21 protein-coding genes and 1 riboswitch are annotated in these 25206 nt (G+C 63.3%); of the genes, 6 read left to right on the forward strand and 15 right to left on the reverse strand.

Going from position 1 to position 25206, the window contains the following annotated elements; genetic code table 11:
* Positions 1-70 precede the first annotated feature (70 nt).
* The 3 genes from thiQ to thiB all read right to left on the reverse strand — a co-directional run bounded on the left by thiQ (position 71) and on the right by thiB (position 3563).
* Entirely contained in the window at positions 71-841 is a 771-nt protein-coding gene (gene thiQ, locus AC0L2Z_RS14955) for a thiamine ABC transporter ATP-binding protein (protein WP_473628522.1), read from the reverse strand.
* Positions 838-2457 carry a thiamine/thiamine pyrophosphate ABC transporter permease gene (gene thiP / locus AC0L2Z_RS14960; RefSeq protein ID WP_473628523.1) on the reverse strand — a complete coding sequence of 540 codons (1620 nt, stop codon included), beginning with the start codon at positions 2455-2457 and terminating at the stop codon, positions 838-840. Before thiP ends, thiQ begins: the two co-directional genes overlap by 4 nt.
* Positions 2458-2549: 92 nt before the next feature.
* Positions 2550-3563, reverse strand: coding sequence for a thiamine ABC transporter substrate binding subunit (gene thiB / locus AC0L2Z_RS14965; protein ID WP_027152926.1), 1014 nt, complete (start codon positions 3561-3563; stop codon positions 2550-2552).
* 43 nt (positions 3564-3606) lie between these two features.
* Positions 3607-3720, reverse strand: a riboswitch (TPP riboswitch).
* A 102-nt stretch (positions 3721-3822) separates the two neighbouring features.
* On the opposite strand from thiB, the gene AC0L2Z_RS14970 reads away from it, so the two are divergent.
* The 4 genes from AC0L2Z_RS14970 to AC0L2Z_RS14985 all read left to right on the forward strand — a co-directional run bounded on the left by AC0L2Z_RS14970 (position 3823) and on the right by AC0L2Z_RS14985 (position 6894).
* The gene (locus tag AC0L2Z_RS14970; protein WP_128170977.1) at positions 3823-4467 is read left to right on the forward strand and encodes a thiamine diphosphokinase; all 645 of its coding nucleotides are present in this window, start codon (positions 3823-3825) and stop codon (positions 4465-4467) included.
* Position 4468: 1 nt separating this feature from the next.
* On the forward strand, positions 4469-6289 hold the full coding sequence (locus AC0L2Z_RS14975; RefSeq protein ID WP_287259291.1) for an ABC-F family ATP-binding cassette domain-containing protein: 1821 nt from the start codon (positions 4469-4471) through the stop codon (positions 6287-6289).
* Between the two features lie 63 nt (positions 6290-6352).
* On the forward strand, positions 6353-6595 hold the full coding sequence (locus AC0L2Z_RS14980) for a type II toxin-antitoxin system CcdA family antitoxin (RefSeq protein ID WP_091593381.1): 243 nt from the start codon (positions 6353-6355) through the stop codon (positions 6593-6595).
* Entirely contained in the window at positions 6595-6894 is a 300-nt protein-coding gene (locus tag AC0L2Z_RS14985) for a CcdB family protein (protein WP_023803907.1), read from the forward strand. Before AC0L2Z_RS14980 ends, AC0L2Z_RS14985 begins: the two co-directional genes overlap by 1 nt.
* A 26-nt stretch (positions 6895-6920) precedes the next feature.
* Here the strand turns inward: AC0L2Z_RS14985 and AC0L2Z_RS14990 are convergent, their stop codons facing one another.
* The gene (locus AC0L2Z_RS14990; RefSeq protein WP_419695053.1) at positions 6921-8567 is read right to left on the reverse strand and encodes a hypothetical protein; all 1647 of its coding nucleotides are present in this window, start codon (positions 8565-8567) and stop codon (positions 6921-6923) included.
* A gap of 74 nt (positions 8568-8641) precedes the next feature.
* Positions 8642-9940, reverse strand: coding sequence for an adenylosuccinate synthase (locus AC0L2Z_RS14995; RefSeq protein ID WP_128245963.1), 1299 nt, complete (start codon positions 9938-9940; stop codon positions 8642-8644).
* Between the two features lie 313 nt (positions 9941-10253).
* Between AC0L2Z_RS14995 and AC0L2Z_RS15000 the strand changes: the two genes are divergently transcribed.
* Positions 10254-11144: a DMT family transporter gene (locus AC0L2Z_RS15000; protein ID WP_128245962.1), complete on the forward strand. Its 891-nt coding sequence runs from the start codon at positions 10254-10256 to the stop codon at positions 11142-11144.
* 106 nt (positions 11145-11250) lie between these two features.
* Here AC0L2Z_RS15000 and serA read toward each other — a convergent pair whose 3' ends face one another.
* The 5 genes from serA to glmM all read right to left on the reverse strand — a co-directional run bounded on the left by serA (position 11251) and on the right by glmM (position 17748).
* A complete protein-coding gene (gene serA, locus AC0L2Z_RS15005) occupies positions 11251-12849 on the reverse strand; it encodes a phosphoglycerate dehydrogenase (protein WP_473628525.1) in 1599 nt (532 codons plus the stop codon).
* A 177-nt stretch (positions 12850-13026) separates the two neighbouring features.
* A complete protein-coding gene (locus AC0L2Z_RS15010; RefSeq protein WP_023799974.1) occupies positions 13027-14202 on the reverse strand; it encodes a phosphoserine transaminase in 1176 nt (391 codons plus the stop codon).
* 188 nt (positions 14203-14390) lie between these two features.
* Positions 14391-15140, reverse strand: a complete 750-nt coding sequence (locus AC0L2Z_RS15015; RefSeq protein WP_023799975.1) for an outer membrane protein — start codon at positions 15138-15140, stop codon at positions 14391-14393.
* Positions 15141-15330: 190 nt separating this feature from the next.
* A complete protein-coding gene (locus AC0L2Z_RS15020) occupies positions 15331-16170 on the reverse strand; it encodes an outer membrane protein (protein ID WP_473628528.1) in 840 nt (279 codons plus the stop codon).
* A 225-nt stretch (positions 16171-16395) separates the two neighbouring features.
* Positions 16396-17748: a phosphoglucosamine mutase gene (gene glmM, locus AC0L2Z_RS15025; protein ID WP_473628530.1), complete on the reverse strand. Its 1353-nt coding sequence runs from the start codon at positions 17746-17748 to the stop codon at positions 16396-16398.
* A 498-nt stretch (positions 17749-18246) separates the two neighbouring features.
* Here glmM and AC0L2Z_RS15030 point away from each other — a divergent pair, with 498 nt between their 5' ends.
* On the forward strand, positions 18247-18912 hold the full coding sequence (locus AC0L2Z_RS15030) for a hypothetical protein (RefSeq protein WP_473628532.1): 666 nt from the start codon (positions 18247-18249) through the stop codon (positions 18910-18912).
* A 337-nt stretch (positions 18913-19249) separates the two neighbouring features.
* On the opposite strand, the gene ftsH is transcribed toward AC0L2Z_RS15030, so the two are convergent.
* From ftsH to AC0L2Z_RS15055, 5 genes are all read right to left on the reverse strand, one after another.
* Positions 19250-21178 (reverse strand): ATP-dependent zinc metalloprotease FtsH, encoded by a 1929-nt coding sequence (gene ftsH, locus AC0L2Z_RS15035; protein ID WP_473628533.1) that lies wholly within the window; start codon positions 21176-21178, stop codon positions 19250-19252.
* Positions 21179-21301: 123 nt separating this feature from the next.
* Positions 21302-22681 carry a tRNA lysidine(34) synthetase TilS gene (tilS, locus tag AC0L2Z_RS15040; protein WP_473628535.1) on the reverse strand — a complete coding sequence of 460 codons (1380 nt, stop codon included), beginning with the start codon at positions 22679-22681 and terminating at the stop codon, positions 21302-21304.
* Between the two features lie 70 nt (positions 22682-22751).
* On the reverse strand, positions 22752-23834 hold the full coding sequence (gene ybgF / locus AC0L2Z_RS15045) for a tol-pal system protein YbgF (protein WP_473628537.1): 1083 nt from the start codon (positions 23832-23834) through the stop codon (positions 22752-22754).
* A 202-nt stretch (positions 23835-24036) separates the two neighbouring features.
* Entirely contained in the window at positions 24037-24543 is a 507-nt protein-coding gene (gene pal / locus AC0L2Z_RS15050) for a peptidoglycan-associated lipoprotein Pal (protein WP_027152911.1), read from the reverse strand.
* A gap of 69 nt (positions 24544-24612) precedes the next feature.
* Positions 24613-25167: a four helix bundle protein gene (locus AC0L2Z_RS15055; RefSeq protein ID WP_473628538.1), complete on the reverse strand. Its 555-nt coding sequence runs from the start codon at positions 25165-25167 to the stop codon at positions 24613-24615.
* Positions 25168-25206: the final 39 nt, after the last annotated feature.

Here is a 25206-nt window from a genome sequence, read left to right on the forward strand (position 1 = left end):
AGGACCTAGCCACACTACTTTGACCATGGCAAGCAAACGCCACATCGCCTGAAGCCGGTTTGGCCGTAAATTATGTCCGCTTCCGGGCAACATCTCGTGATCCTGCGCCAAACGGACCTGCACCGATATAGCGCCGGAAGGCCTCCGGTCCAGCCTTGGTAAAAAAATCGGCGACAGTCCCGGTTGCGGCAACCGTGCCATTGTCCAGGAACACCATGTCCTGGCCGATACGGTGGGCGTCCTCCGGCTGATGGGTGACGAACAGCACCGTCATGCGCCGCTCCGCTTGGAGGTCGGCTACCAGATCGAGCATGTCGTCGCGCAAGGCCGGTCCGAGCGAGGCGAACGGTTCGTCGAGCAAGAGAACCGGCCGGTCGCGCACCAGGACGCGGGCGAGCGCGACGCGCTGCCGCTCCCCGCCGGAGAGTTCGCGCGGCAGGCGCTGTTGCTTGCCGGCAAGGCCGACGCGCTTGAGCGCCCCGGCGATTGCAGCGTGGTCGGCCTCGGTCAGCCCGAGCGACGGCGAGCGGCCAAGGCCGACATTTCGTTCGACCGAAAGATGGGCGAAGAGATTGTTTTCCTGGAACACCATCGACACTGGCCGCGCCGAAGGCGGTTTACCGCCGACGTCGCCGCCACCGATCAGCACGCGGCCCGATCGCGGCGTCTCGAAGCCGGCCACCAGGTTGAGCAGCGTCGATTTTCCCGAGCCGCTCGGCCCCATGATGGCGGTGATCTTCGAGGCGTCGAACTCGACATCGAAGAAAAACGGCGCTTCGCCATAGCTGAACGAGACCTTTTCCAGCCGCACAGTCGTACCGTTTTCGCTGTTGAGCATCATGATTTTTCTCCCCGTCCCAGCCAGTCCGCGGCCAGGACAAGCGCGAGACAGACCAGGCCGAGCAGCAATGCCAGGCCGGCCGCGTCCATCGTGCGGTAGCTGCCCATGCGGGCCAGCAAGAGATAAGGCAGCGTCTGCAGGGAGTCGCTGCCAAACAGGGCAATGACGCCGAGATCGCCGAGCGACAAAGCCATCGCGAACGCGAAGCCGGTGGCGAGCGGCCGCCGCAGCGACGGCCAGTCGACCAGCCGGAAACGGCTCCAGCCCGAAATGCCAAGCAGCAGACAGAGCCGTTCGTGACGTTCACTCGCCGCATCATAGCCGGGGCGAATGGCGCGGATGGCAAACGGCATCGCCATCACCGCATTGACGGCGACGACCATGACAGGGGCGATGGCAAAGACGTCGCTGACCGAACGCAGCAGCAGGAACCAGCCGGCGCCTATGACGACGGGCGGCACGACGAGGACGAAGCCGGCGCCGGTATCGGTGGCGTATTCGAGCAGCGTCCCGGCGCCGACGCGACGCCTCAAGGCCAGTGCCCGTCGTGCCATGACCAGCGACAGCGACAGCGCCACTGCGAGCAGCGCCGCCAACAAGGCGAGCACGGCGCTGGTCAGCGCCGCTTGCCGCACCGCGCTCTCGCCCGCCAGCCGGCCGAGATCGGCGCCAAGGCCTGACGTCACCGTGGCCGCCATCGGCCCGGCGACGAACAGCAAAGCGAGGATGATCAATGCTGCGTTCAGCACGGTCTCGGCGGCGCCGGCCGAAAGATAGCGGCGCGAAGCCGCCGGCAGGTTGGCGTCGCCGACGGTATTGGCGCCGAGCCGCATCAATGCCAGCACGACGACGAAGGTCAGCGCGATCTGCAGCACTGTCAGCGTCACCGCGCGGGCAGGATCGAAATCGAAACGCAGCGCCTGGTAGATGGCGACCTCCAGCGTCGTCGCACGCGGCCCGCCGCCCAGCGTGAGTACGATGGTAAAGGATGTGATGCAGAGCATGAAGACAAGCCCGGCGACGCCCGGCAGCGCAGCGCGCAGCGTCGGCCATTCAATCAGCCGGAAGGCGGGCCTGGCGCCCATGCCGAGTTGGCTCGCCAGCCGCCACTGGTCGGCCGGCACTGTCGCAAGCGCTTCGAGGAACAGCCGCGTCGCCAGCGGCAGATTGAAGAAGACATGGGCGACGAGGATGCCGGACAGGCCGTATATGCCCGGCCAGCCCTGACCGCCGATCGCGCTGAGCACGCCGGCAAAATAGCCTGCACGGCCATAGAGTGCCAGAATCCCGAGTGCTGCGACGATGGCCGGCAGCGCGAGCGGCACGGCGAAGAGCTGCAGGATCAGGCCGCGACCAAAGAAGCGCGGATGCCGCGACAGCGCCCGCGCCACGAACAGCGCTGGCACGACGGAGAGCAGTGTCGACAGCAATGCCTGCCACAACGTGAATCGGGCGACGCGGAAGAGGTAGGAATCGAAGGCCGACGCGGCGCCGGACGGATCGCGGGCGCCTTCGACGATGAGCCCGGCGAACGCGCCGCCGATCAGCAGCGCAACAGCGGCAAGCGCAATTGTGCCGGCGGTGACGCGGGGGTCGGCAGGATATCCGGTACGCATGCCGCCCTGCCTAGTTCAACGACCGTCGAAGCAGAAAATATGGCTGAGGCCGAGTTCCCGGCGCCGTAGAGTGATCATCTCTCAATCACAAGCTACTTGCTCATCACCGACAGCCATTCGTCGACCCAGGCCTTGCGGTTGGCGGCGACCTCTTCGGGGCTTAACAGCAACGTCTTGGTCGGCTTGACGAGCTTGTCGAAAGCCGGATTGAGCGGCTTCTCGGTCTTGCCGGCAGGGAACATCCAGTTGGTCTCGGGAATGACATCCTGGAATTTCGGCCCGGTCATGAAAGTCAGGAATTGTTTCGCCAACGGGTTCTTCGCACCTGATTTGGTGATGCCGGCAACCTCGATCTGCAGATACGCGCCCTCGTCGAAGGACGCTGCCTGATAGCGTTGGGTGTTTTCGGCGACCATGTGATAGGCCGGCGACGTGGTATAGGACAGCACCATCGGCGCCTCGCCCTTGGTGAACAGGCCGTAGGCCTCGCTCCAGCCCGGCGTCACGGTGAGCACCTTTGCCTTAAGCTTGGCCCAGGCTTCGGGCGCCTTGTCGCCATAAACCGACTTCACCCACAACAGCAGGCCGAGACCGGGCGTCGAGGTGCGCGGATCCTGAATGACGATCTTTTCATCGGCATTGCCCTCGACCAATTCCTTCAGGCTCTTCGGCGGCGTCTTCAGCTTTTCGGTGTCGTAGACGACGGCGAAATAACCATAGTCGAACGGCACGAAAATATCGTCGCTCCAGCCGCCCGGCACCTTGACGTCGATGACGGCACCATGCGGCGAAAACAGGCCGGTGGCCTTGGCTTCCGCCGTCAGATTGGTGTCGAGGCCGAGCACGATGTCGGCCTTGGTCGCGGCCCCTTCCAGCCTGACGCGGTTGAGCAGGGCGACGCCGTCGGCGACCGCGACGAATTCGAGAATACAGCCGCATTCGGCCTCGAACGCCTTCTTGACCGCCGGGCCTGGACCCCATTCGGCGGTGAAGCTCTCATAGGTATAGACGGTGAGTTTTTCCTGCGCGGATGCCGGCCCGGTGCCGGCGAGAACGGTCGCCGCGAGCAGCACTGCCGAAACAAGTGTGTATAAAAACGTGCGCATCGGCGCCTCCTTCGTTGGCGTTGAAGGGAATTGAGGCGTCGGGTTGTCCGAAACGTCTAATCCCTCCGCCGGTACAAACCGGATCAGGTTCAGCGGGTTGGCAGGTTGCCTCTCAGCCGGTCCGCGAAGATCGCGTCCAGCACCCCGTTAGAGCGCTTCGACACATAGGCCCGGCCCATCTGCGGCGCAAGCGGAAGTTTGCCGGGCATCCAGACCGCGGCCTTCCGTTTCGCAAGCAGGGCTGGTAAGGGCCACGCATATGAGCAAATTCACCATCCTGCTTGGCGGCGACCTTATCCGCACGCCGCTGCTCGACCGCCAGGTCGAAGGCACGCGTGTCATCGCCGCCGACGCCGGCATCAGCCATGCCCGGACTCTGCGCCTGACGCCGGAACTCTGGGTCGGCGACTTCGATTCGGTGCCGGCGGATTTGCCGGACGAGCTCGCCGCCGTGCCGCGCCAGGTGTTTCCGGCAGAAAAGGACAAGACCGACGGCGAACTGGCTATCGCCGCCGCGCTCGAACGCGGCGCGACCAGCCTCGTGCTCGCCGGCGCGTTCGGCGGCAAGCGCACCGACCACGCCTTCCTGCACCTGGCGCTCGGCGTCCGGCTGGCCGAGGCAGAGACAGAGGTGCTTTTGACCAGTGGCGCACAGGAAGGCGTCCCCTTGCTTCCCGGAAAGGCCGGCTTCGACTACGCCGACGGCACGCTGTTTTCGATTCTCGGCTTCTCCGACCTTGCCGGTCTGACCGTGACCGGCGCCAAATGGCCGCTGAACCATGTCGAGGTGGCGTTCGGCTCGTCGCTGACCATTTCCAACGAGGTCAAGGGCCGGCTCGAAGTCGCGCTGGGCAGCGGCCGCGCGCTGTTGCTCGCCCATCCATTCCCCCTACCTGAAAGCTGACATGGCGCCGCTGCTTCTCAATCTCGACGGGATAAAACTGACCTTCGGTGGCACGCCGCTGCTCGACGGGACGGAACTGACGGCGTCGGCGGGCGACAAGATCGCTCTGGTCGGCCGCAACGGCTCGGGCAAGTCGACGTTGCTGAAGATCGCTGCGGGATTGATCGAGCCGCAGGATGGCGAGGTGTTCCGCCAGCCTTCGGCAACAGTGCGCTACCTGCCGCAAATGCCCGACATGGATGGTTTCGCCAGCGTCCGCGCCTATGTCGAGGCGGGGCTCGGACCCGCCGACGATCCCTACCGCGCCACCTATCTGATGGAGCATCTCGGCCTGTCCGGCGAGGAACGGCCGAACGATCTCTCCGGCGGTGAAGCCCGCCGTGCTGCCCTGGCACGCGTCATGGCGCCGGAGCCCGACATTCTCCTCCTCGATGAGCCGACCAACCATCTCGACCTGTCGGTCATCGAATGGCTGGAGGAGGAGCTTGCCCGCACCTCTTCGGCGCTGATCGTCATCTCGCACGACCGCCGCTTCCTCGAGCGCGTGTCGCGCGCCACCGTCTGGCTCGATCGTGGCCAGACCCGCAGGCTGGACAAGGGTTTTGGCCATTTCGAGGAATGGCGCGACACCGTGCTGGAAGAAGAAGAGCGCGAGCAGCACAAGCTTGGCCGCCAGATCGTTCGCGAGGAGCACTGGTTGCGCTATGGCGTGACGGCAAGGCGCAAGCGCAACATGCGCCGGCTCGGCGAACTGCAGACCATGCGCCAGCGCTTTCGCGGCCATCGCGGCGCCGAGGGTGCGGCGACCATGGTGGCCAGCGACGCCGCCGAATCCGGCAAGCTGGTGATCGAGGCCAGGAACATCGAGAAGAGCTTTGGCGACCTCACCGTGGTCAGGGGTTTCTCGACCCGCATCCAGCGCGGTGACCGCGTTGGCCTGGTCGGCCCGAACGGCGTCGGCAAGACGACGCTGCTGAAGATGCTGACCGGCGAATTGAAGCCGGACTCAGGCACGGTGCGACTCGGCACCAATCTGGAGATCGCCACGCTCGACCAGAAACGCGAGGCGGTCGACCCGCAAGAGACGCTGGCGCAGTATCTCACCGACGGCCGCGGCGAGAACCTTGTCATCAACGGCGAGCAGCGCCACGTCGTCTCCTACATGAAGGACTTCCTGTTCAAGCCGGAACAGGCGCGCACGCCGGTGCGCGAGCTTTCGGGCGGCGAGCGGGCGCGGCTGCTACTCGCCCGTGTGCTGGCGCGGCCGGCAAATCTTTTGGTGCTGGACGAGCCGACCAACGATCTCGACATGGAGACGCTGGAACTGCTGCAGGAACTGGTCGCCGGTTTTGCCGGCACCGTCATCCTGGTCAGCCACGACCGCGATTTCCTCGACCGCACGGTGACCAGCCTGATCGCGCCGGAAGGCGGCGGCCGCTGGATCGAATATGCAGGCGGCTATTCCGACATGCTGGCGCAGCGCGGCGGCACCAGGCTGGACGACCGCAAGGCACGGCCGAAGGCCGAGACGAGTGAAGTGGCGGCGGCAGCCAGGACCGAGGCAACTGCGCCGAAGGGCCCGGCGAAAAAACTGTCGTTCAAGCAGAAATTCGCGCTGGAATCGCTGCCCAAGAAGATCGACGCGGTGACCGCCTCGATATCACGGCTGGAGGACAATATCGCCGACCCGGCCTATTACGAGCGCGACCCGGCCTCATTCCAGAAGACCATCGCCGCGCTCGACAAGGAGCGCGCCACGCTGGCAGCGCTCGAGTCGGAATGGCTGGAACTTGAATTGCTGCGCGAGGAGATGGAGGGGTAGACGCTTCGCCGTTGCTCCAACACGACAATGCGCATACATTATGCGCATTCTGCGGAGGTTATCATGCGAAAGATAGCTATGAATGCGGTTCGTCAGCCGGCAAATCTGTCGATCGACTCAAAGCTCATGAAGGAAGCCAAGGGACTCGATGTGAATGTCTCGCGCGCCGCCGAAGCCGGTATCGCAGAGGCGGTGGCTGCCGAAAAAGCCCGACTATGGAAACTTGAGAATCGCGCCACAATAGAAGCGTGGAACGAATACGTCGAAAAGCACGGTATTCCGTTGGAAGAACATCGGCAGTTCTGATGGCACGCTATGATGTCTTCGCGGGTCGGGTCGAAGGCAGCTATTTGCTGGACGTCCAATCCGACCTGCTCGACGATTTTAAAACACGGGTGGTGATCCCGCTGCTTCCGACAACAATGACGCCGCCGCCGATGCGAAAGCTCCATCCCCTCGTCGAGATCAATGGGCGAAAATTGGTTGTGGCCACCCATCTGATCGCCACGGTTCCGGCAAAGGAATTGGGCGAAAGTCGACTGAATATCTCCAGGCATCACGACGACATCGTGGCCGCGCTCGACATGCTGTTCCAGGGCTTCTGAGCCGAAGGGAGGCTGGTGAGCCGGCCTCAGCCCGCCTCTTTTGTTTGCCAGGCCTTCAGCGCCTCGTCGAACACCTTCTCGCCGGGAATGCCCTTTTCCATGGTGAGCAGCGCCCGCCGTCCGGTCTTGTAGACGACCGGCACGTCGATCCATTTCTGGCCCCGCAGCAGGGTCAGATTGGCGTCTTCGTCCGGCTTTGTGTCGTTGAGAGCCACCAGGAAGAAGCCGTCGGCGATCTTGGCCGGGATGCCGATCAGTGGACTGCCGGCATCCTGTTCAGAGCCCTTCATGGCGACGCGCAGGATGTTGTCGACACCGCCGCCGTCGAAACCATCGGGCGTCAGGAAAATCATCTCGATGATGTGGCTGGCCGGCAGCGTCTGGTCGGTGTTGCGGCGGATGGTCATGCGCAACTGCACGTCCTTGCCCGGAATGCTCGCCTCGGCGCGGATTGCCGGCTCGGGCGGCAGATTGCCGCCGGGCGATTCCTGCACCAGCGACCAGACGATGCTGCCGGGCTCGGCCGAGCCTTGCGCGGTGCTGGTGCGCTCCTCGTAGAAGATCGCCTTCTGGCCGACCGCCAGCGCGGTTTCCGCAGGCGCGGCTGTCGGTGCAGCACCCGGCGCGGCACCCGGGGCCGGCGCTGCCGGCGCGGCTGCGCTATCGGTCGGCGCCGCCGGCGCCGGCGGCGTGCCGTCGGCAGGCGGTGTTGCGGGGGCCGCACCCGGCGTTGCGGGCACAGTCGTGGCTGGCGGATCACCGGCCGGCGCTGCAGGCGCAGGTGCGGCCGGCGGCGGCGTGGTCAGTGCTGCGACGGATTCGCCCTCTCCGATGCCGCCTTGTCCTGAAGCGGGGCCGGGATCGACCTCACCGCCCTCCGGTGTCAGCCGCTGGGTGAACTTTGTGCCCTCGGCATCGGCTGGAGCCGCTGCGGCCGGGGCCCTTGCCGCAGCATCGGCAGCCGGCCGCTCGGCCGGGCTCGGCTTCACCAGCGGTTCTACGGTTGCGACCGTCGTGCTGTTGAGACCCAGCATGTTGCTGAACGCGTCCTTGTTCAGCCAGATGCCGTAGCCGCCGCCCGCGATGACGAGCAAGGCGATGACAGCGGCGATCAGCCCGCCATAGCTGCGCCTGCGCTCGGCAGGATGCTGACGCTGAAAAGTGTCCGGCGCCGGCTCCTCGTCGTTGGGGAAGACATCGTCTCTAAAGCTATCGCTGTTCTCGTACGCCGCTGGAAGATCCGCGTCCGAAGGCTCCGCATCGGTGCCCTCTGGAGGCGGTTTTTGCCAATTCAGCGAGGCTTTGGCGGCAGGTGCCGGCTGCCATTCCGGCTCGGTCTTGGCCGGCTGCCATGCCGGCTCGGCCTTTGCCGGCTGTCGGACATGGCTGGGTTGGTTCTTGTTGCGGTCGATGGAGGAGAAGATGTCCTCCAGCTCCGACAGCGGATCGGATACCGGCGCAGGCTTGGCGTAGCCCCGCTCGACGATGGCGATGGCATCTTCCAGAGTGCGCTTATGCTGGGCAACGACCGACGGCGCCAGCGGCGGTATGTTCTTCGCAAGCTTGTCCGCGATTGTCGAACGGGCCTTGTCATAGACCCTGGCGCGTATCTCCGGCGTCGGATTTCCAAGACCGTCGAGCGTCTTTTTCAGAGCACCAACAAAATCTGCCATGCTTCAGTCGACCTGCATTTCGTTTCTGGGCCGGCCCCCGCAAATCGGCCGCGATGCCCGGAACAGCTTGGAATCTAGTCTTGAAACGGATCGGTCACAAGTATTGTGTCGTCCCGTTCAGGGCTGGTGGAAAGGAGTGCGACCGGCGCGCCGATCAGTTCCTCGATGTGACGGACATATTTGACTGCCTGGGCCGGCAGATCGTTCCAGCTTCTGGCGCCGGCGCTGGTGCCTTTCCAGCCCTCCAGCGTCTCGTAGACCGGTTCGACGCGCGCCTGCGCACCCTGGCTGGCCGGCAGATAGTCGATCGCCTCGCCATCGAGGCGGTAGCCGGTGCAGACCTTGATCTCGTCCAGCCCGTCGAGCACGTCGAGCTTGGTCAGGGCGATGCCCTTGATGCCGTTTACGGCGACGGCTTGGCGAACCAGCACGGCATCGAACCAGCCGCAGCGGCGCTTGCGGCCGGTGACGACGCCGAACTCGTGGCCGCGCGTGCCCAGGAACTCGCCGATCTCGTTCTTCTGTTCGGTCGGGAACGGACCTTCGCCGACACGCGTCGTATAGGCCTTGGTGATGCCGAGCACATAACCGATGGCACCCGGGCCGACGCCGGATCCGGCGGCCGCTTGGCCAGCCACCGTGTTGGACGAGGTGACGAACGGATAGGTGCCGTGGTCGATGTCGAGCAGCGTGCCCTGCGCGCCCTCGAACAGGATGCGTTCGCCGGCACGGCGCTTGTCGTCGAGGATCTTCCAGACGCGGTCCATATAGGGCAGGATCTCGTCGGCGACCGAAATCAGCTCACTCATGATTGCGCCATGCGTGACTTCGGAGTGGCCGAGCCCGCGGCGCAGCGCATTGTGATGCGTCAGCAGCCTGTCGACCTTCAAGGGCAGCGTTTCCAAATCCGCCAAATCCATCACCCTGACTGCGCGCCGGCCCACCTTATCCTCATAAGCGGGGCCGATGCCGCGACGGGTCGTGCCGATTTTCGTTCCCGAATTGGAGGCGGCGTCTTCGCGGAATCCGTCCAGCTCCCGGTGCAAGGACAGGATAAGCGCGGTGTTTTCGGCTATTTTCAGGCGCTCCGGCGTCACCTCGACCCCTTGCGCCTTCAATTTCGTTACTTCCGCGACGAAGGCATGCGGGTCGAAGACGACGCCATTGCCGATGATGGACAGCTTGCCTTGCCGCACCACGCCGGACGGCAGCAGCGACAGCTTGTAGACCTTGCCGTCGACGACCAGCGTATGGCCGGCATTGTGGCCGCCCTGGAAGCGCACGACGACGTCGGCGCGTTCCGACAGCCAGTCGACGATCTTGCCTTTGCCCTCGTCGCCCCATTGCGAGCCGACGACCACCACATTGGCCATGTTTCTTTTCCCTTGAGGCGCCGCTCCGAGCGGCTTGAATGGTTCGAAACGACAGGCTTCTATCGCATCGGCCAGAAAATCGGAATCGATTTTCGGATAGCACGACGCGAACGTTCAAAGCCTTGAGACGCGTACTTTGTGCGTCCAGGTGGACGTACGTCGTTCTATAACGTCAACACCCGGCGAGCGCGACCATTCTTTGCCGCCGAAAGCGCCCTCAGGCACAACAATTTTCGCGTTTGACATCATTTACTTGGGCGAACCACCACAATAGGTCGGCAATGACCCTGCCCACCCCGGCTGGAATTTCGCGATGCATCGAACCGCCTATCTGTTCCTGCTGTTCACCACCTTGCTGTGGGGCGGCAACTCCGTGGCCGGCAAGCTGGCAGTCGACCATATTTCGCCGATGACGCTGGTCTTCCTGCGCTGGGTCCTGGCCGTTCTGATCATGCTGCCGATCGGCTGGCGAACGCTGCGCGAGGACTGGCCGGTGGTGCGCAGGCATTGGTTGCTGCTTGGCGGGCTCGGCGCTTGCGGCTTCACCTTTTTCAACGCGATCTTCTACACGGCGCTCAACTACACGACGGCGATCAACGTCTCGATCGAGCAGGCGGCAATCCCGATCGTCATCATCCTCGCCAATTTCGTGCTGTTTCGCCTGCGTGTGAACCGGGTGCAGATCGCCGGTGTCGTGCTGACGATCATCGGCGTCGCCCTGACCGCCAGCCACGGCGATCTGCGCCAGCTTCTCAAGCTGGACCTCAACTTCGGCGACGCCATCATGCTGATCGCGGTGCTTTGCTACAGCTTCTACTCGGTCGGGTTGCGGCTGAAGCCGGCCATACGCTGGCAAAGCCTGATGCTGGCGCTGTCGATTGCCGCACTGGTGACCTCGCTGCCTTTCTTCCTCTGGGAGGTGGCTGCCGGCAAGGTCATCATCCCCGATGCGCGCGGCTGGGCGATAGCGTTCTACACTGCGATCGGCGCTTCGGTCGTCTCACAGATTTTTTATATCAGGGGCATCGAACTGATCGGCGCCAACCGGGCCGGCCTGTTCATCAACCTGGTGCCGATCTTCGGCACGCTGCTGTCGGTGCTGATCGTCGGTGAGACATTCCAGCTCTATCAGGGCGTGGCCCTCGTGCTGGTGCTCGGCGGCATCAGCCTGGCCGAATACAGCGGACGTAAAATGGCGACTTGACAGCCGGAAACCTGTGACGGGCCGTGAAAGAACCCTGTCGATATTTCGACGCCATTGTCGAAACGCTCCGTGGGCTTACAAGGCCCGCGGGGCGCTCGCGCATGATTCAGGCGACGCCGACGTCGAAATGCAGCCGCTTGGCGGAGTCGATCGACTTGTGCGCCCGCACCTGTTCCAGCACCTTCTCCGGGAACGGCGCATCGAGATAGAGCAGCGCGATGGCATCGCCGCCAGGCCGGTTGCGGCCGAGCTGGAAGTTGGCGATGTTGACGCCGTTCTCGCCGCAGACCGTGCCGAGCAGGCCGATGATGCCGGGCGCGTCGGCATTCGTCGTGTACAGCATGTGCTGACCGACCTCGGCGTCGAGGTTGATGCCCTTGATCTGGATGAAGCGCGGCTTGCCGTCCGAGAAGCAGGTGCCGGCGATCGCACGTGTCTTGTGCTCGGTCTTGACCGTCAGCTTGATATAGCCGTCGAACACGCCCGATTTGTCGCGCTTGACCTCGGCGACGATGATGCCGCGCTCCTTGACCATGATCGGCGCCGAAACCATGTTGACGTCGGAGACCTGCGGCCGGATCAGCCCGGCAAGTGTGGCGCTGATCAGCGCGCGCGTGTTCATCGTCGCGGTCGAGCCGTCGAACAGGATCTCGACCTCCTTGATCGGATCCTCGGTGACCTGGCCGACAAAGGCGCCGAGCACTTCGGCCAGCTTGACGAAGGGTTTTAGGCGCGGCGCTTCCTCGGCGGTGATCGACGGCATGTTGATGGCGTTGGAAACGGCGCCCTTGATCAGGTAGTCGGCCATCTGCTCGGCGACCTGCAGAGCGACATTCTCCTGCGCCTCCATCGTCGATGCGCCGAGATGCGGCGTCGCCACCACATTCTCCATGCCGAACAGCTCGCTTTTCTCCGCCGGCTCGACCTCGAACACGTCGATGCCGGCGCCTGCCACCTTGCCGCTTTTCAACGCCGCGATCAGGTCGGCCTCGACGATCAGCCCGCCACGGGCGCAGTTGATGATGCGCACGCCGGTCTTCATTTTGGCGATCGCCGAAGCGTCGATGATGTTGCGCGTCTTGTCGGTCAAGGGCGTGTGCAGGGTGATGAAATCGGCGCGGGCGAACAGCTCGTCGAGTTCCACCTTCTCGACGCCGAGCTCCTCGGCGCGACTGTCCGACAGGAACGGATCGAAGGCGATGACGTGCATCTTCAGGCCAACGCCGCGCGTAGCGACGATCGAGCCGATATTGCCGCAGCCGATGATGCCCAGCGTCTTGCCGGTGATCTCGGTGCCCATGAAGCGGTTCTTTTCCCACTTGCCGGCATGGGTCGAGGCATTGGCTTCCGGTATCTGGCGGGCCAGCGCGAAGATCATGGCGACGGCATGCTCGGCGGTGGTGATCGAATTGCCGAAGGGCGTGTTCATCACGATGATGCCCTTGCGGCTCGCCGCCGGGATGTCGACATTGTCGACGCCGATGCCGGCGCGGCCGACCACCTTGAGCCTTGTGGCGGCGTTGATCAGCTTTTCGGTGACTTTGGTCGCCGAACGGATGGCGAGGCCGTCATACTGGCCGATCACTTCGAGCAGCTTTTCCTTGTCCTTGCCGAGATCGGGCAGGTAGTCGACCTCGATGCCGCGATCCCTGAAGATCTGCACGGCGGTGGTGGAGAGTTTGTCTGAGACGAGAACGCGGGGCATGGGCTTCATCCTTTGCGATTGGCGCCCCTCCCCTGACGGGAGGGTCGGCGCGAAGTGCCGGGGTGGGGTGGTTGCGGCCGGGCGTGGCCGAAATCTTTTTCTTCTGGCGGACCGTTGAGTTGGGTGGAGGCGACCCCACCCGGCCCTTCGGGCCACCCTCCCCTCGAAGGGGAGGGATCAGGCGGCCGCCTTGAGCGACGCCTTTTGCGCGGCAAAGGCCCAGTCGAGCCACGGCAGCAGCGCTTCGAGGTCGGAAGTCTCGACGGTTGCGCCGCACCAGATGCGCAGGCCCGGCGGTGCATCGCGATAGGCGCCGATATCGTAGGCGACGCCTTCCTTGTCGAGCGCCGAGACGATGCCCTTGGCGAACGCCGCTTGTCCGTCGGCATCGAGCGCGGCGACGTCCGGGTCGGTGAAGGAAAGACAGACGGACGTGTTCGACCGCGTCGCCGGGTCGGTGGCCAGATGGCCGAGCCATGCGGATTTATCGACGAAACCGTCGATAATGGCGGCGTTGGCGTCGGCGCGGGCAATCAATGCGTCGAGACCGCCGATCGACTTCGCCCAACGCAGCGCGTCGAGATAATCCTCGACGCACAGCATCGACGGCGTGTTGATGGTTTCGCCCTTAAAAATGCCTTCGATGAGCTTGCCGCCCGAGGTGAGGCGAAAGATTTTCGGCAGCGGCCAGCCAGGCTTGTAGCTTTCCAGCCGCTCGACGGCGCGTGGGCTGAGGATCAGCATGCCATGCGCACCTTCGCCGCCCAGCACCTTCTGCCAGGAGAAGGTGACGACGTCGAGCTTGCCAAAATCGAGCTTTTGCGCAAAGGCCGCCGACGTGGCGTCGCAAATGGTCAGGCCCTTGCGGGCGGCCGGGATGAAATCGCCGTTCGGCACGCGCACGCCTGAGGTCGTGCCGTTCCAGGTGAAGACCACGTCGCGGTCGAAGTCGATTTTTGTCAGATCCGGCAGTGCGCCGTAGCCGGCTTCGATCCTGCGCACGTCGGCGAGCTTCAGCTGCTTGACCACATCGGTGACCCAGCCGGAACCGAAACTCTCCCAGGCGACCATGTCGACGCCGCGTTCGCCGAGCAGCGACCACAGCGCCATCTCGACCGCGCCGGTGTCCGACGCCGGCACGATGCCGATGCGATAATCTGCCGGAACCTGGAGAATTTCCCGCGTCAGCTCGATCGCCTGTTCGAGCTTGGTCTTGCCGATCTTGGCGCGGTGCGAGCGTCCGAGCGCGGCATTGGCCAGCGCCTCGACTGACCAGCCGGGGCGTTTTGCACAGGGACCTGAGGAAAAATTGGGATTTGCCGGGCGCAGTCCGGGCTTCGTATGGATCGTCATCGTGGTCTATCCTTCCAGATAGTGGCCCCTCGTTGGGGAGGGGTGGCCCACAGACGGCGATATGCGTTCAGGCTTCCGGCGTCAAGAGGAAAGTTTTTGTCGCTGACGGGATACTGGTCGCATCCCAGACCAAAAACAGAACGGCGGACCGAAGTCCGCCGCTGGCATCCCCGAGGCTTTCGCCGTGCCTACCAGAGATCGTAGCGCAACCCGACCTTGACCTGATGATTGCTGATCCCTTTGTCGATCGGATAGGAATCCAAATCCTGTGCGGTGGTATATTCGGCGTCGGGTGCGGAAAAATATTGATAGCCCAGATCGACTGAAAGGTTCTTGGACACCTGGTAGGCAAGGCCGGCGTTCAGCGTATAGGCGAAAGAGTAATGGGTCTCGTTGTCATCGCGGACGAAATCGTCGGCGGGGTTGGCGTTGTCTGTGAAGTAGTCCGCCGAGAGGCGCCGCCTGGTCTGGACAATACCGATACCGGCGCCGAGATAGGGTGTGATCCCGACATAGGTGCCAAGATCGACATAGCCGTTGAGCATGCCCGAGAACGCGTAGTTCTCCAGGTCCGCCGATGCCACGGTCGTTCCGTTGTCATAGCTGACGCTGATCTCGTTGCCGGGCAGATAGCCCAGATTGAGATCGGCGCGCAGATAATCGTTAAAATGGTAGCCGAAGCCGATGCTGGCGAAGATGTGATCCTCTTCTTCGTCGAAGTTCGCTGGCGCGAAGGCGAAGTCCTCATTGTCGAAGCTCTTCTGCACCAGATAGGAGACATCGCCGCGCAGATACCATCCCGAACCGACTTCGACCGGCACATAGTCCGGCGCCTGGTCGACATAGATCGGCGGATCGTAGTCGGCGCCAAGCGCCTGCGACAACGGCGTCAGGGCGATTGCTGCAAGCGCCAGTGCTATGCGCGATTTGACTGTCATGATCCCCGGCTCCCGAAGGTGGCGCCATTCGCGATCGCGAGCGCCGTTTCAGGGCATTGTTAACCATAGTGGTTAAGTGGCGGTTAAGGATAACAGGGCGTTAGCGAATTGATTTTGATGCGCGTTCCGCCACAACGAGAAAAACCGCCCGGCTTTTGCCGGGCGGTCCGCAAACCTGCTCTCGAAGCGATTACTTGGTGTAAACCGGTTCGGGTTCGTAGGCGATCGGCTCCGGCTGGGCGCAGTCCGAGTTGCCGAACTGGTAGCGCAGGCCGCCGCGCACTTCGTGCACATTGATGCCTTTGTCACGGCCGGGACCGACATTGCTGTCTGAAGCGTAGTCGAACATCTTGCCGCCCTCGATACGGCTGAAGCGGTAGCCGAGATCGAGCTTGACGCGATCGGTCAGGCAGTAGGAGGCGCCCGCCATGGCCGCATAGGCAAAGCGCCAGCCCTTGCCGCCATGATGCTCGAACTCGCCGTCGATGTCATTGTTGTGCAGCGTGTCCCATTTGACCCAGGCGCCGCCGATGCCGGCGCCGACATAAGGCGTGACGCCGTGCCAGGTGCCGATATCGACATAGGCATTGGCCAGGAGCAGCAGCGCCGTATAGGATGAGTGGTCGGTCGAAGTGCAGGGCGTCTGATTGATGCCGCAGAAGCCGCTGGTCGAGCCGCGGAAATCGGATTTGCTCATCCAGCCCGCGGTCAGGTCGGTACGGAAATGCCGGTTGATCTGGTAGCCGACGCCGGCGCCGGCCGAGAAGGCGCCATCCAGCTTGCCGCTGTCAAAGCTGCCAGTGCCTGGAACCGCCCCGTAGGTGATGTAGTCGCCGCCGCGGAACTTCGACCAGTGGTAGTCGATGTCGCCGCGAATGTACCAGCCGCCATATTCGACCGGCTGCTCGTAGACGGGCGGCGGCGGGGCCGGCTCGACCACAGGCGGCTCGACGAAGTCGGCGGCCAACACTGGTCCGGCCACGCCCGCGAGCAGCGCGGCAAAGAGGCCCATTCTTGCTGTATTGAACATGCTTGTCACCCCTGAGAACCCTCGGCACAGCGAACGCGTCCGAATCTGATTGGTTTCAGTCGTGGATAATGAATTGGAAAAGTTAAAAGCCGTTTAACCCTATCGCTTAACCATGAATCTCTAAATCTTTCAGGATTTTCGCGTTGTCCGCCAACGATTTGGCGTGCGGACACACGAAAAAAGCCCGCCGGAGGGCGGGCTTTTCACCTGGCAAAAACTGGGGGATCAGGCAGCGCTGCGGGCTTCCGAAATGACCTCGACGATGTCGTTGACGACGGCCTCGACCAGTTGCTGATCGTCGCCTTCCGCCATGACGCGGATGAGCGGTTCCGTGCCGGACGGCCGGATGACCAGGCGGCCAGCCTGGCCCAAACGATGGCGTCCATCTTCGATCGCCGCCTTGACCAGGGCTTCCTCGAGCGGCTTGCCGCCGGAAATATGAACGTTCTTCAGCAATTGCGGCACCGGCGCGAACTTCTTCGACAGTTCGCTGACCGGTCGGTTCTGCCGCTTGATGCAGGCGAGCACCTGGAGTGCCGAGACGAGGCCGTCGCCGGTGGTGGAAAAATCGGACAGCACGATGTGGCCCGACTGTTCGCCGCCGACATTCAGGCCGTGCGCACGCATGTGCTCGACGACATAGCGGTCGCCGACCTTGGTGCGGTGCAACTGCAGGTTCATGTCGCCGAGGAAGCGTTCGAGGCCGAGATTGGACATCACCGTCGAGACGACGCCACCGCCGGCTAGCCGGCCGCTCTGATGCCAGGACTCGGCAATCAGCGCCATGATCTGGTCGCCATCGACGATCGCGCCGTTCTCGTCGACGATGACGACGCGGTCGGCGTCGCCGTCGAGCGCGATGCCGATATCGGCGCGCACTTCATGCACCTTCTTCTGCAGGCCGGCCGGATGGGTCGAGCCACACTCCTTGTTGATGTTGAAGCCGTTGGGCTCGACGTTGATGGCGACAACTTCGGCGCCGAGTTCCCACAGCGCCTCGGGCGCCACCTTGTAGGCGGCGCCATTGGCGCAATCTACGACGATGCGGAGGCCCGACAGCGACATCGACCGCGGCAGCGTGCGCTTGGCAAATTCGATATAGCGGTCATGAACGCCGTCGACGCGCTTGGCGCGGCCGAGCCCGTCCGAGTCGGCGAGCGCCAGTTCGATATCCTTGTCGAGCATGCCCTCGATGCGCTCCTCGATCTCGTCGGAAAGCTTGTAGCCATCGGGACCGAACAGCTTGATGCCGTTGTCGTAGTAAGGATTGTGCGAGGCCGAGATCATCACGCCGATGTCGGCGCGCAATGAGCGCACCAGCATGGCGACCGCGGGCGTCGGAATCGGGCCGAGTAGGAACACATCCATGCCGGCGGCGCACAGGCCCGACACCATCGCATTCTCGATCATGTAGCCGGAAAGTCTGGTGTCCTTGCCGAGCACGACGCGGTGACGATGGTTGCCGCGCTGGAACGAAAGGCCGGCGGCCATGCCGACCCTCATGGCGACCTCCGCCGTCATTGGAAATCTATTGGCGCGGCCGCGAATGCCGTCCGTTCCGAAATAACTTCCTGCCATGCTAGTCAGCTTCCCGATGGTTCATTGCCGGCACGTCATGCCACACATTGGCCCGAGCCCTGTCATCACAATTCATGATTATAGGGCACCATTCCTTAGAAAACTGTTGTCTTGTGTGTTTTGTGTCACGTCAGTGCTTTGAATTTGCCTGCCCTGGTTGCGCCAGCAGCGTTCAGAACCTTCAGACCGCATCTGGATTCTTTCATGTGCCAATCAGCGGCATCGAAGTCAGAATCCCCGTCGCGTTATTCTGGGCCGGCCGCACTGGCCGACCCGCTCGGCCCGTCATGCGAGGCAGTTCCCGGAGAGTGGTCCGCTCTATACAAGTTTTCCGTGCATATGCGCCCAGGAAATTGCCTGGGGGCAGGAGCTGGCAACGAGTTCATCCAAAATAATGCACTTTCCGAAGGGTTTTACGCCATTTGCCCTCTGGCGCAACCATTCGTTGAGTGCTATTGCTTGCTTGGTACATAACGTGAACATCAGAGGAGAAGACACATGCTTATCCATCGACTTGCAACTTTGACGGGTCTTGCCGTCGTGACTTTATTCCTGGCAGCGCCCGCCAATGCGCTGACCATGGCTGAATGCAGCACCAAGTATAACGCGGCAAAGGACGCCGGAACACTTGGCGGGCAGAACTGGAACCAGTTCCGCAAAGCAGAATGCGTCACCGTCGCCGCCGCAACCGACGCCACGCCAGCCAAGGCGAACAGCACCAGCGCTGCAACGCCCGATGCGGCCGCCGCAGCGACGACCAAGGCAGCGGCAACTGCCAATGCAGGCAGCGGCCTCAGCAGGGCGGAGTGCGGCGCCAAATATCGGGCGGCCAAGGCCGGCAACACGCTGAACGGCATGAAGTGGAACGACTTCCGCATGAGCCAGTGCGGTGCCAGTGCCTTCGACGACGACACCAAGCCGGCAGCCGATCAGGCAAGCCTCACCAGCCAGCCGAAAAAGCCGACCGTGACCGCTCCCCAGGGAGTGACGTTTCCGAAGGCGATCTCGGACAAATATAGCAGCGAAACTCCGGCCAAGGCCCGCATGTACACCTGCCGCGACCAGTACCAAGCCAACAAGGGGGCCGGGACGCTGGGTGGCCTCAAGTGGATCCAGAACGGTGGCGGCTTCTACAGCCTGTGCAATGCCGCGCTGAAGAGCTGATCGACATTAACATTCGAACATAGCAAGGCTCGCGAAGGTTCGCGGGCCTTTTGCTGCTGGCGGTTGCAGGCAGGGCCAGGATATGCCGTATCTGCGCTAGCGAGGCGCTGTCGGCGCCGCTGCCAATCTCCCCCCTTGCGGGCCCTTGCGGGGAGATCAGCCCTCATCACGGCATCCGCAAACCTTCAACGTCTATTTCCCATGTGGAGAATCCCCTGCACTGGGTGAAGTGATGGAGTTTTTCAGGCCGCGATCGGCTGTCGCTGTCGGCACCTCGTGAACAAAAACGCCGCGTCCAAGCCGCGGCGTTTTCGAAATCAGTCTCCTGAGCCGGAGCCTAGCTTGACGGCTGAGGCTCCATGCCGCCTTCGGGCTCCGGGCCCTTCTTGCGGCGGCTGCCGGACTTCGGCACGGCCGAGCCGCGGCTCGGCGGCGTGTCGTCGCCGAGATCGCGTGCCGGCTTGTGGCCGGCGATCAGCTGCTTGATCTCGTCGCCGGACAGCGTCTCATATTCCAAAAGCCCCTGCGCCAGCGCAATCCATTCATTCTTCTTCTTGGTCAGGATGGATTTCGCCGTCGAATAGGCCTCGTCGATCAGCCGGCGCACTTCAGCGTCGATGATCTGCGCCGTCTCTTCCGAGACGTTCTGCGTGCGCGCCACCGAATGGCCGAGGAACACTTCCTCCTGGTTGTCGCCATAGGCGACGTGGCCAAGCTTGTCGGAAAAACCCCAGCGTGTGACCATGGCGCGCGCCAGCTTGGTTGCCTGCTCGATGTCCGAGGAGGCACCCGAGGTGATGTTCTCCTTGCCGAACTTGAACTCCTCGGCGACGCGGCCACCCATCATGATGGCAAGGCGCGAGATCATGTATTTGTAGCTCATCGAATAGCGGTCGCCTTCCGGCAACTGCATGACCATGCCAAGGGCCCGGCCGCGCGGGATGATGGTCGCCTTGTGCAGCGGATCGGCCGACGGCACGTTCAGCGCCAGGATGGCGTGGCCGGCCTCGTGATAGGCGGTGAGTTCCTTCTCGGCCTGGGTCATCGCCGACGAGCGGCGCTCGGCGCCCATCATGATCTTGTCCTTGGCGTCCTCGAACTCGGCCATGGTGACAAGGCGCTTGTTGCGCCGCGCCGCCATCAGGGCGGATTCGTTGACGAGGTTCATAAGGTCGGCGCCGGAAAACCCCGGCGTGCCGCGCGCGATCACCTTGAGGTCGACATTGGGGGCCAGCGGCACGTTGCGCACATGCACCTTCAGGATCTTCTCGCGGCCGACGATGTCGGGGTTCGGCACCACCACCTGGCGGTCGAAACGGCCGGGCCTGAGCAGCGCCGGATCGAGCACGTCCGGCCGGTTGGTGGCAGCGATCAGGATGATGCTTTCGTTGGATTCGAAGCCGTCCATTTCGACCAGCAACTGGTTCAGCGTCTGCTCGCGCTCGTCGTTGCCGCCGCCGAGGCCGGCGCCGCGATGGCGGCCGACCGCGTCGATTTCGTCGATGAAGATGATGCAGGGCGCATTCTTCTTGGCCTGGTCGAACATGTCGCGGACGCGGCTAGCGCCAACGCCGACGAACATCTCGACAAAGTCCGAGCCGGAAATGGTGAAGAACGGCACGTTGGCCTCACCGGCGACCGAACGGGCAAGCAGCGTCTTGCCGGTCCCGGGAGGGCCGACGAGCAGCACGCCGCGCGGAATCTTGCCGCCAAGCCGCTGGAACTTCTGCGGATCACGCAGGAATTCGACAATCTCTTCCAAATCCTGCTTGGCTTCGTCGACGCCGGCGACATCCTGGAAGGTGACGCGGCCATGCGCTTCAGTCAAAAGCTTGGCCTTCGACTTGCCGAAGCCCATGGCGCGGCCGGAGCCGGACTGCATCTGGCGCATGAAGAATATCCAGACGCCAAGGATGAGGATCATCGGCAGCCAGGAGATGAGATAGCTGAACAGCGAATTGGAACCGTCGGATTCGGGGCGCGCGTTGATGGTGACGTTCTTATCCTGGAGTCTCGAAACCAGCGACGGATCACCCGGCGAATAGGTCTGGAAGCCGGTAGAGGTGTCGGTATAGGTGCCCGAGATGCGGGCACCCGCGATGGTCACCGTCTTGACCCGGCCGGCCGCGACGTCCTGCAGGAACTGCGAATAGGGGACGTCACTCGCTGCTCCGCGCGTCTGCGGCGTCTGGAACAGATTGAAGAGAGCGATGAGCAGGACCGCTATGATCGCCCAGAGCGCGAGATTGCGATAATTCGGATTCATCAATTGTCCCGTTGGTGTCCGCCAGCGGACACGCGTCGTGAGAGGAAACTTGGGTCTAACATAGGGATGGCGCCCTTCATTGCCAAGCAGAACAGCATGTCGCGGTTAAGCTTTCGCCCATGATCAACCGGCAGTGTGGCCGCCGAAAGGCGGGGCAGGAAGTCGCGGCGCACCGATCAGCGCGGCGACAGTTCCGGCCGGCGCCAGGTCGAAGGACGGCAGGAAGCGGGCAAAGGGCGCGACGACCGGGCATACCGCCATTCCTGGCAAGACCGGGCTGTCGCCAGGATATTCGCTTGCGCGCCACAGCACCGGCTCGGCCGCCAGAGCCGCGCGGACAAGGCTTGGCTGCGTGCCGTTTTCGGCAATCGCCAGTCTTGCGGCACCAGCCGCGCCGAGCGGCGCGATCAAAAATGCACCCGGCTCGTCGCCCAATGTGATCCTCCGGCGACCGTCCCAGAGGGCATTGTTCACGGCAGGCGCAGCGGGCGGCAGGTTGCGGGTTTCGCGACGCAGGAAGATGCCGGCACGCCGCGCATCGACCACCGTCCGCGACAAAGTAGCGCAAAACGGGGCAGCCAAAATTGGGGTTGTGCCAGGAGGTCCGGGCCTCAGCCGGTTGAGCAGCGCCTCGCTGCGAGCCTGACCGGGCAGAAAGGCAACGCCGCCGACAGTCGCCAGCAGGATCCGCAGCGCGTAGACGGCCGCCGCCTCGTCGACGGCTGTCGCAAAGCCCGGATCGAGACGGACAAGGCCGGCTGCGGGCCTGCTGGCAAAGCCACGGATCAGCACGGCGGCGCGATGGCCAAGCTGCTCGCGCTCCACCGCAGCCCGCGCGGCCAGCGTCAACGCGTCTTCCCGCGCACCATTGCGGTCGGCAAGCGCTGCGCGGATACGTGGCCTCTCGAAAGCCTCGTCTTCATTGGTCGGGTCTTCGGTCCAGCCGACATTCGCGCGCCGGAGGACTTCGCGCAGCGCAGCACGCCGTGTGCCGAGAAGCGGCCGTGCGATCCAGATCCGCCAGTCATAGAGGGTGGCCGGTGCCATGCCTGCTAGGCCACGCCCTGGCTCTCGCACCCTCTCTTGGCGAGCTTGCCGCATCAGCACGGTCTCGGCCTGGTCGTCGGCCGTGTGGCCGGTCAGGATCAGGCCGATACCTTCCGCCTGCGCCGCCTCGACCAGCAACCGGTAGCGTGCCTCTCGCGCGGCAGCCGGCAGGCCGGTCGAAGGCTTGCGTCCGGACCAGAGCAGGATGCGGTGGGCAATGCCGCGCCCGGCGCAAAGCCTGGCCACGGCCTGTGCTTCCGCTGCCGAGCCCGGCCGCAGACCGTGATCGATGGTCACAGCCAGCAATTTCGTTGCCGGCGCGGTACGGTCGAGGTGATCTTTGAGGAGAAGGAGGAGGGCGGTCGAGTCGCTGCCGCCGGACACGGCCGCAACAGCGCCGCTGGTAAAGTCGATCTGCGAAAAAACCGAACGGTCAGGCTCGGTTTCGGGCGTCAATGCATGTCGCCCAAAAGTGGCCCCTGATCTGGGGCAACAAGTCTTGGGGCAACGACATGCAAGAGAAAAACTAACACGCCGCGAGCGCCCTTTCCTGCTTGACGCGTTCCTTGAGCGCGCCGGAAACGTTCGGATAGCGCTTGCCGATCTCGCCGAAAGTGGCGCAGGCCACGTCGCGCTGGTTCAATCCGACCAGTGACACACCGAGCTTCAGCAGCATGTCGGGAGCCTTCTTGGCCTTCGGATAGTCCTTGCTGGCGGCGAGGAAAGTCTCGGCCGCGTCGCGGTACTTCTGCTGGCCGAGCAGGGACTCACCCAGCCAGTAATGCGCGTCCGCCGTCTTGGCGTCCTTGGGGAAGCGGGCGATGTGGTCGCGAAAACCCTGTTCGGCAGTGCCGTAGTCGCCCGACAGGATGAACTGATAGGAATTGCGGTAAAGCTCCTCCGGGTCGTCGGTGGCGGGCAGCGCCGCGACCACCGTATCGTCGGACTTGCCGGCCTGCGTGCCAGCGGCCAGGTCGCTGGTAACTTGGTCGCTGGGGGCGGTGTTCTGCGCCGGTGCATGTGCCTGCGTCTTGCCGTCTGCGTCGATCACATTGCCGTTCTTGTCGACGGTGATGGTGCCGAACGTCTTCGGCGGCGTGCCCGGGATCACCGCGCCGGGTTCCCCTGTCGGTGATTCGACGATGACCTCGCCGCTCTGGCCGCCCGCGGGCGGTGTGCCCGCATCGGCCGGCGCATGCGTCGCCGGAGCCTCGGCGACGCTGCTGTCGGTGTTGGTGGTGGCGTCCGACTTCTTCTGCTCGCGTGGCTGCTGCGCACCTTGTGAGCCGCCTTCCAACTGCTGGAAGCGGAACTCGTTGTCTTCCTGCTGCTTGCGGATCTGCTCCTGCATCTGCAGCACCTGGAAGTTGAGCTCCTCGATCTTGCCGTTCATTTGCCGGAGTTGTTCCTCCAGCCCCGTAGTGCCGGTGCCATCCTGCGCAAATTGCACCTGATCCGGTTTCTTTTTTTCACCGAAAATGCCGAGCGTCGGCAGGCGGAAGGAAAAACCGCTTTTTTCTGTGCCTTGCTCATTGCCTACTGCCGGGGCAGCGACGCTTGATACGAGCAGCAACGCAAGCGTGCCGCTCAAGACCGATCTGAAATGCATGTGCCTCTCGCCGTGGATTGTTTGCCTGTTGCATGCCTTCCGATCGGAGTGGACCGTCAGGCGCCTCAGTTATTACCAAGGACGCAGGACTTCGGCCAAATTTTGTTTCAAGTCCCACATCCGGGCACCGGACATGAAAAAGGCGGCCGCAGCCGCCTTTCACACGTAGGTGTTGCATTTCTGCCGATCGGAAAATTGCCGATCAGGAACCGGCGCCGCTGATCGTGGTGACGGCGCGGCGGTTCTGCGACCAGCAGGAGATGTCGTCGCAAACCGCGACCGGACGCTCTTTGCCGTAGGAAATGGTCTTCAGGCGCTGGGCAGAAACGCCCCTGGCGACGAGGAAGTCGCGGGTGGCGGCGGCGCGGCGGGCGCCGAGCGCCAGATTGTATTCGCGCGTGCCGCGCTCGTCGGCATGGCCTTCGATGACGATGGCATACTGCCGATACTGGTTCAGCCATTGCGCCTGCCGCGAAAGCGTCGTCTGCGCGTCGGCGCGGATCGAGGACGAATCCGTATCGAAAAAGATGCGGTCGCCGATGTTGACGGTGAAGTCCTGGGCCGATCCGGGCGTTGCCGCCCCGGCGCCGCTGAGACCGAGATCGGCGGCGCTGTTCAGGTTCTTCTTCGAGGCGCAGCCGGCGATGGCGAGCAACGCCACCAGCGCGATCATCGCCGGGTTTCTGGTAAGTGCTGCGATACGGCCCATGCCGCCTCTCCTTCGCAATTCGAGTGATTTCGTTGATCGTCCAGTAACCACGTTTGGGTTAACCGGCGTTCAAGAAACACGGTTAAAATTTGGTTTCGGCTGCCGTCCACAGCCGTTTTGCCCAAGGGGAATCCGAGGAGGCAACAATGCGCGCGGACCGTAGGCAGAAATGCGGCTGAAACGCGACCAAGCCGTGGAAAAGAGCGAATTGAAGAGTTGAAGAACTGAGGAATTGAGGAAAGAGGTCACCTCAGCTTCTCTCTGAGATTTGACCAGCATTCCGTAGATGCGGGCATAGGATTGCAACCACTCGTCGCGTTGCGCCTGGGTGATATACTCCAGATCGAACGCATACGAAATCCACGTCTCCACTTCACTGCATGACCCTATCGCCATCGAAATGAACCGTGCGAATTCGGGCTTGGAGCGGGTTTGTTTGGCAAAACCCTCAGCCAAATTGGCGCAGATCGCCTTGCTGGAACGACGTAGTTGATCGGCGAGCGCGTATTGCTCCATTTTCGGAAAAGCAAGCGTGGCTCTGTGTACCCCAAGGGAAACTGCATAGGCACGCTTATAGACTTCCAAATCCCTCGCGTGCTCGATGTAGGCCGCTGCCTTCTCCATCCTTCAGTTCTTCAACTCGTCAGTTCCTCAATTCCTCAA

This window comes from Mesorhizobium sp. WSM4850, assembly GCF_055811735.1.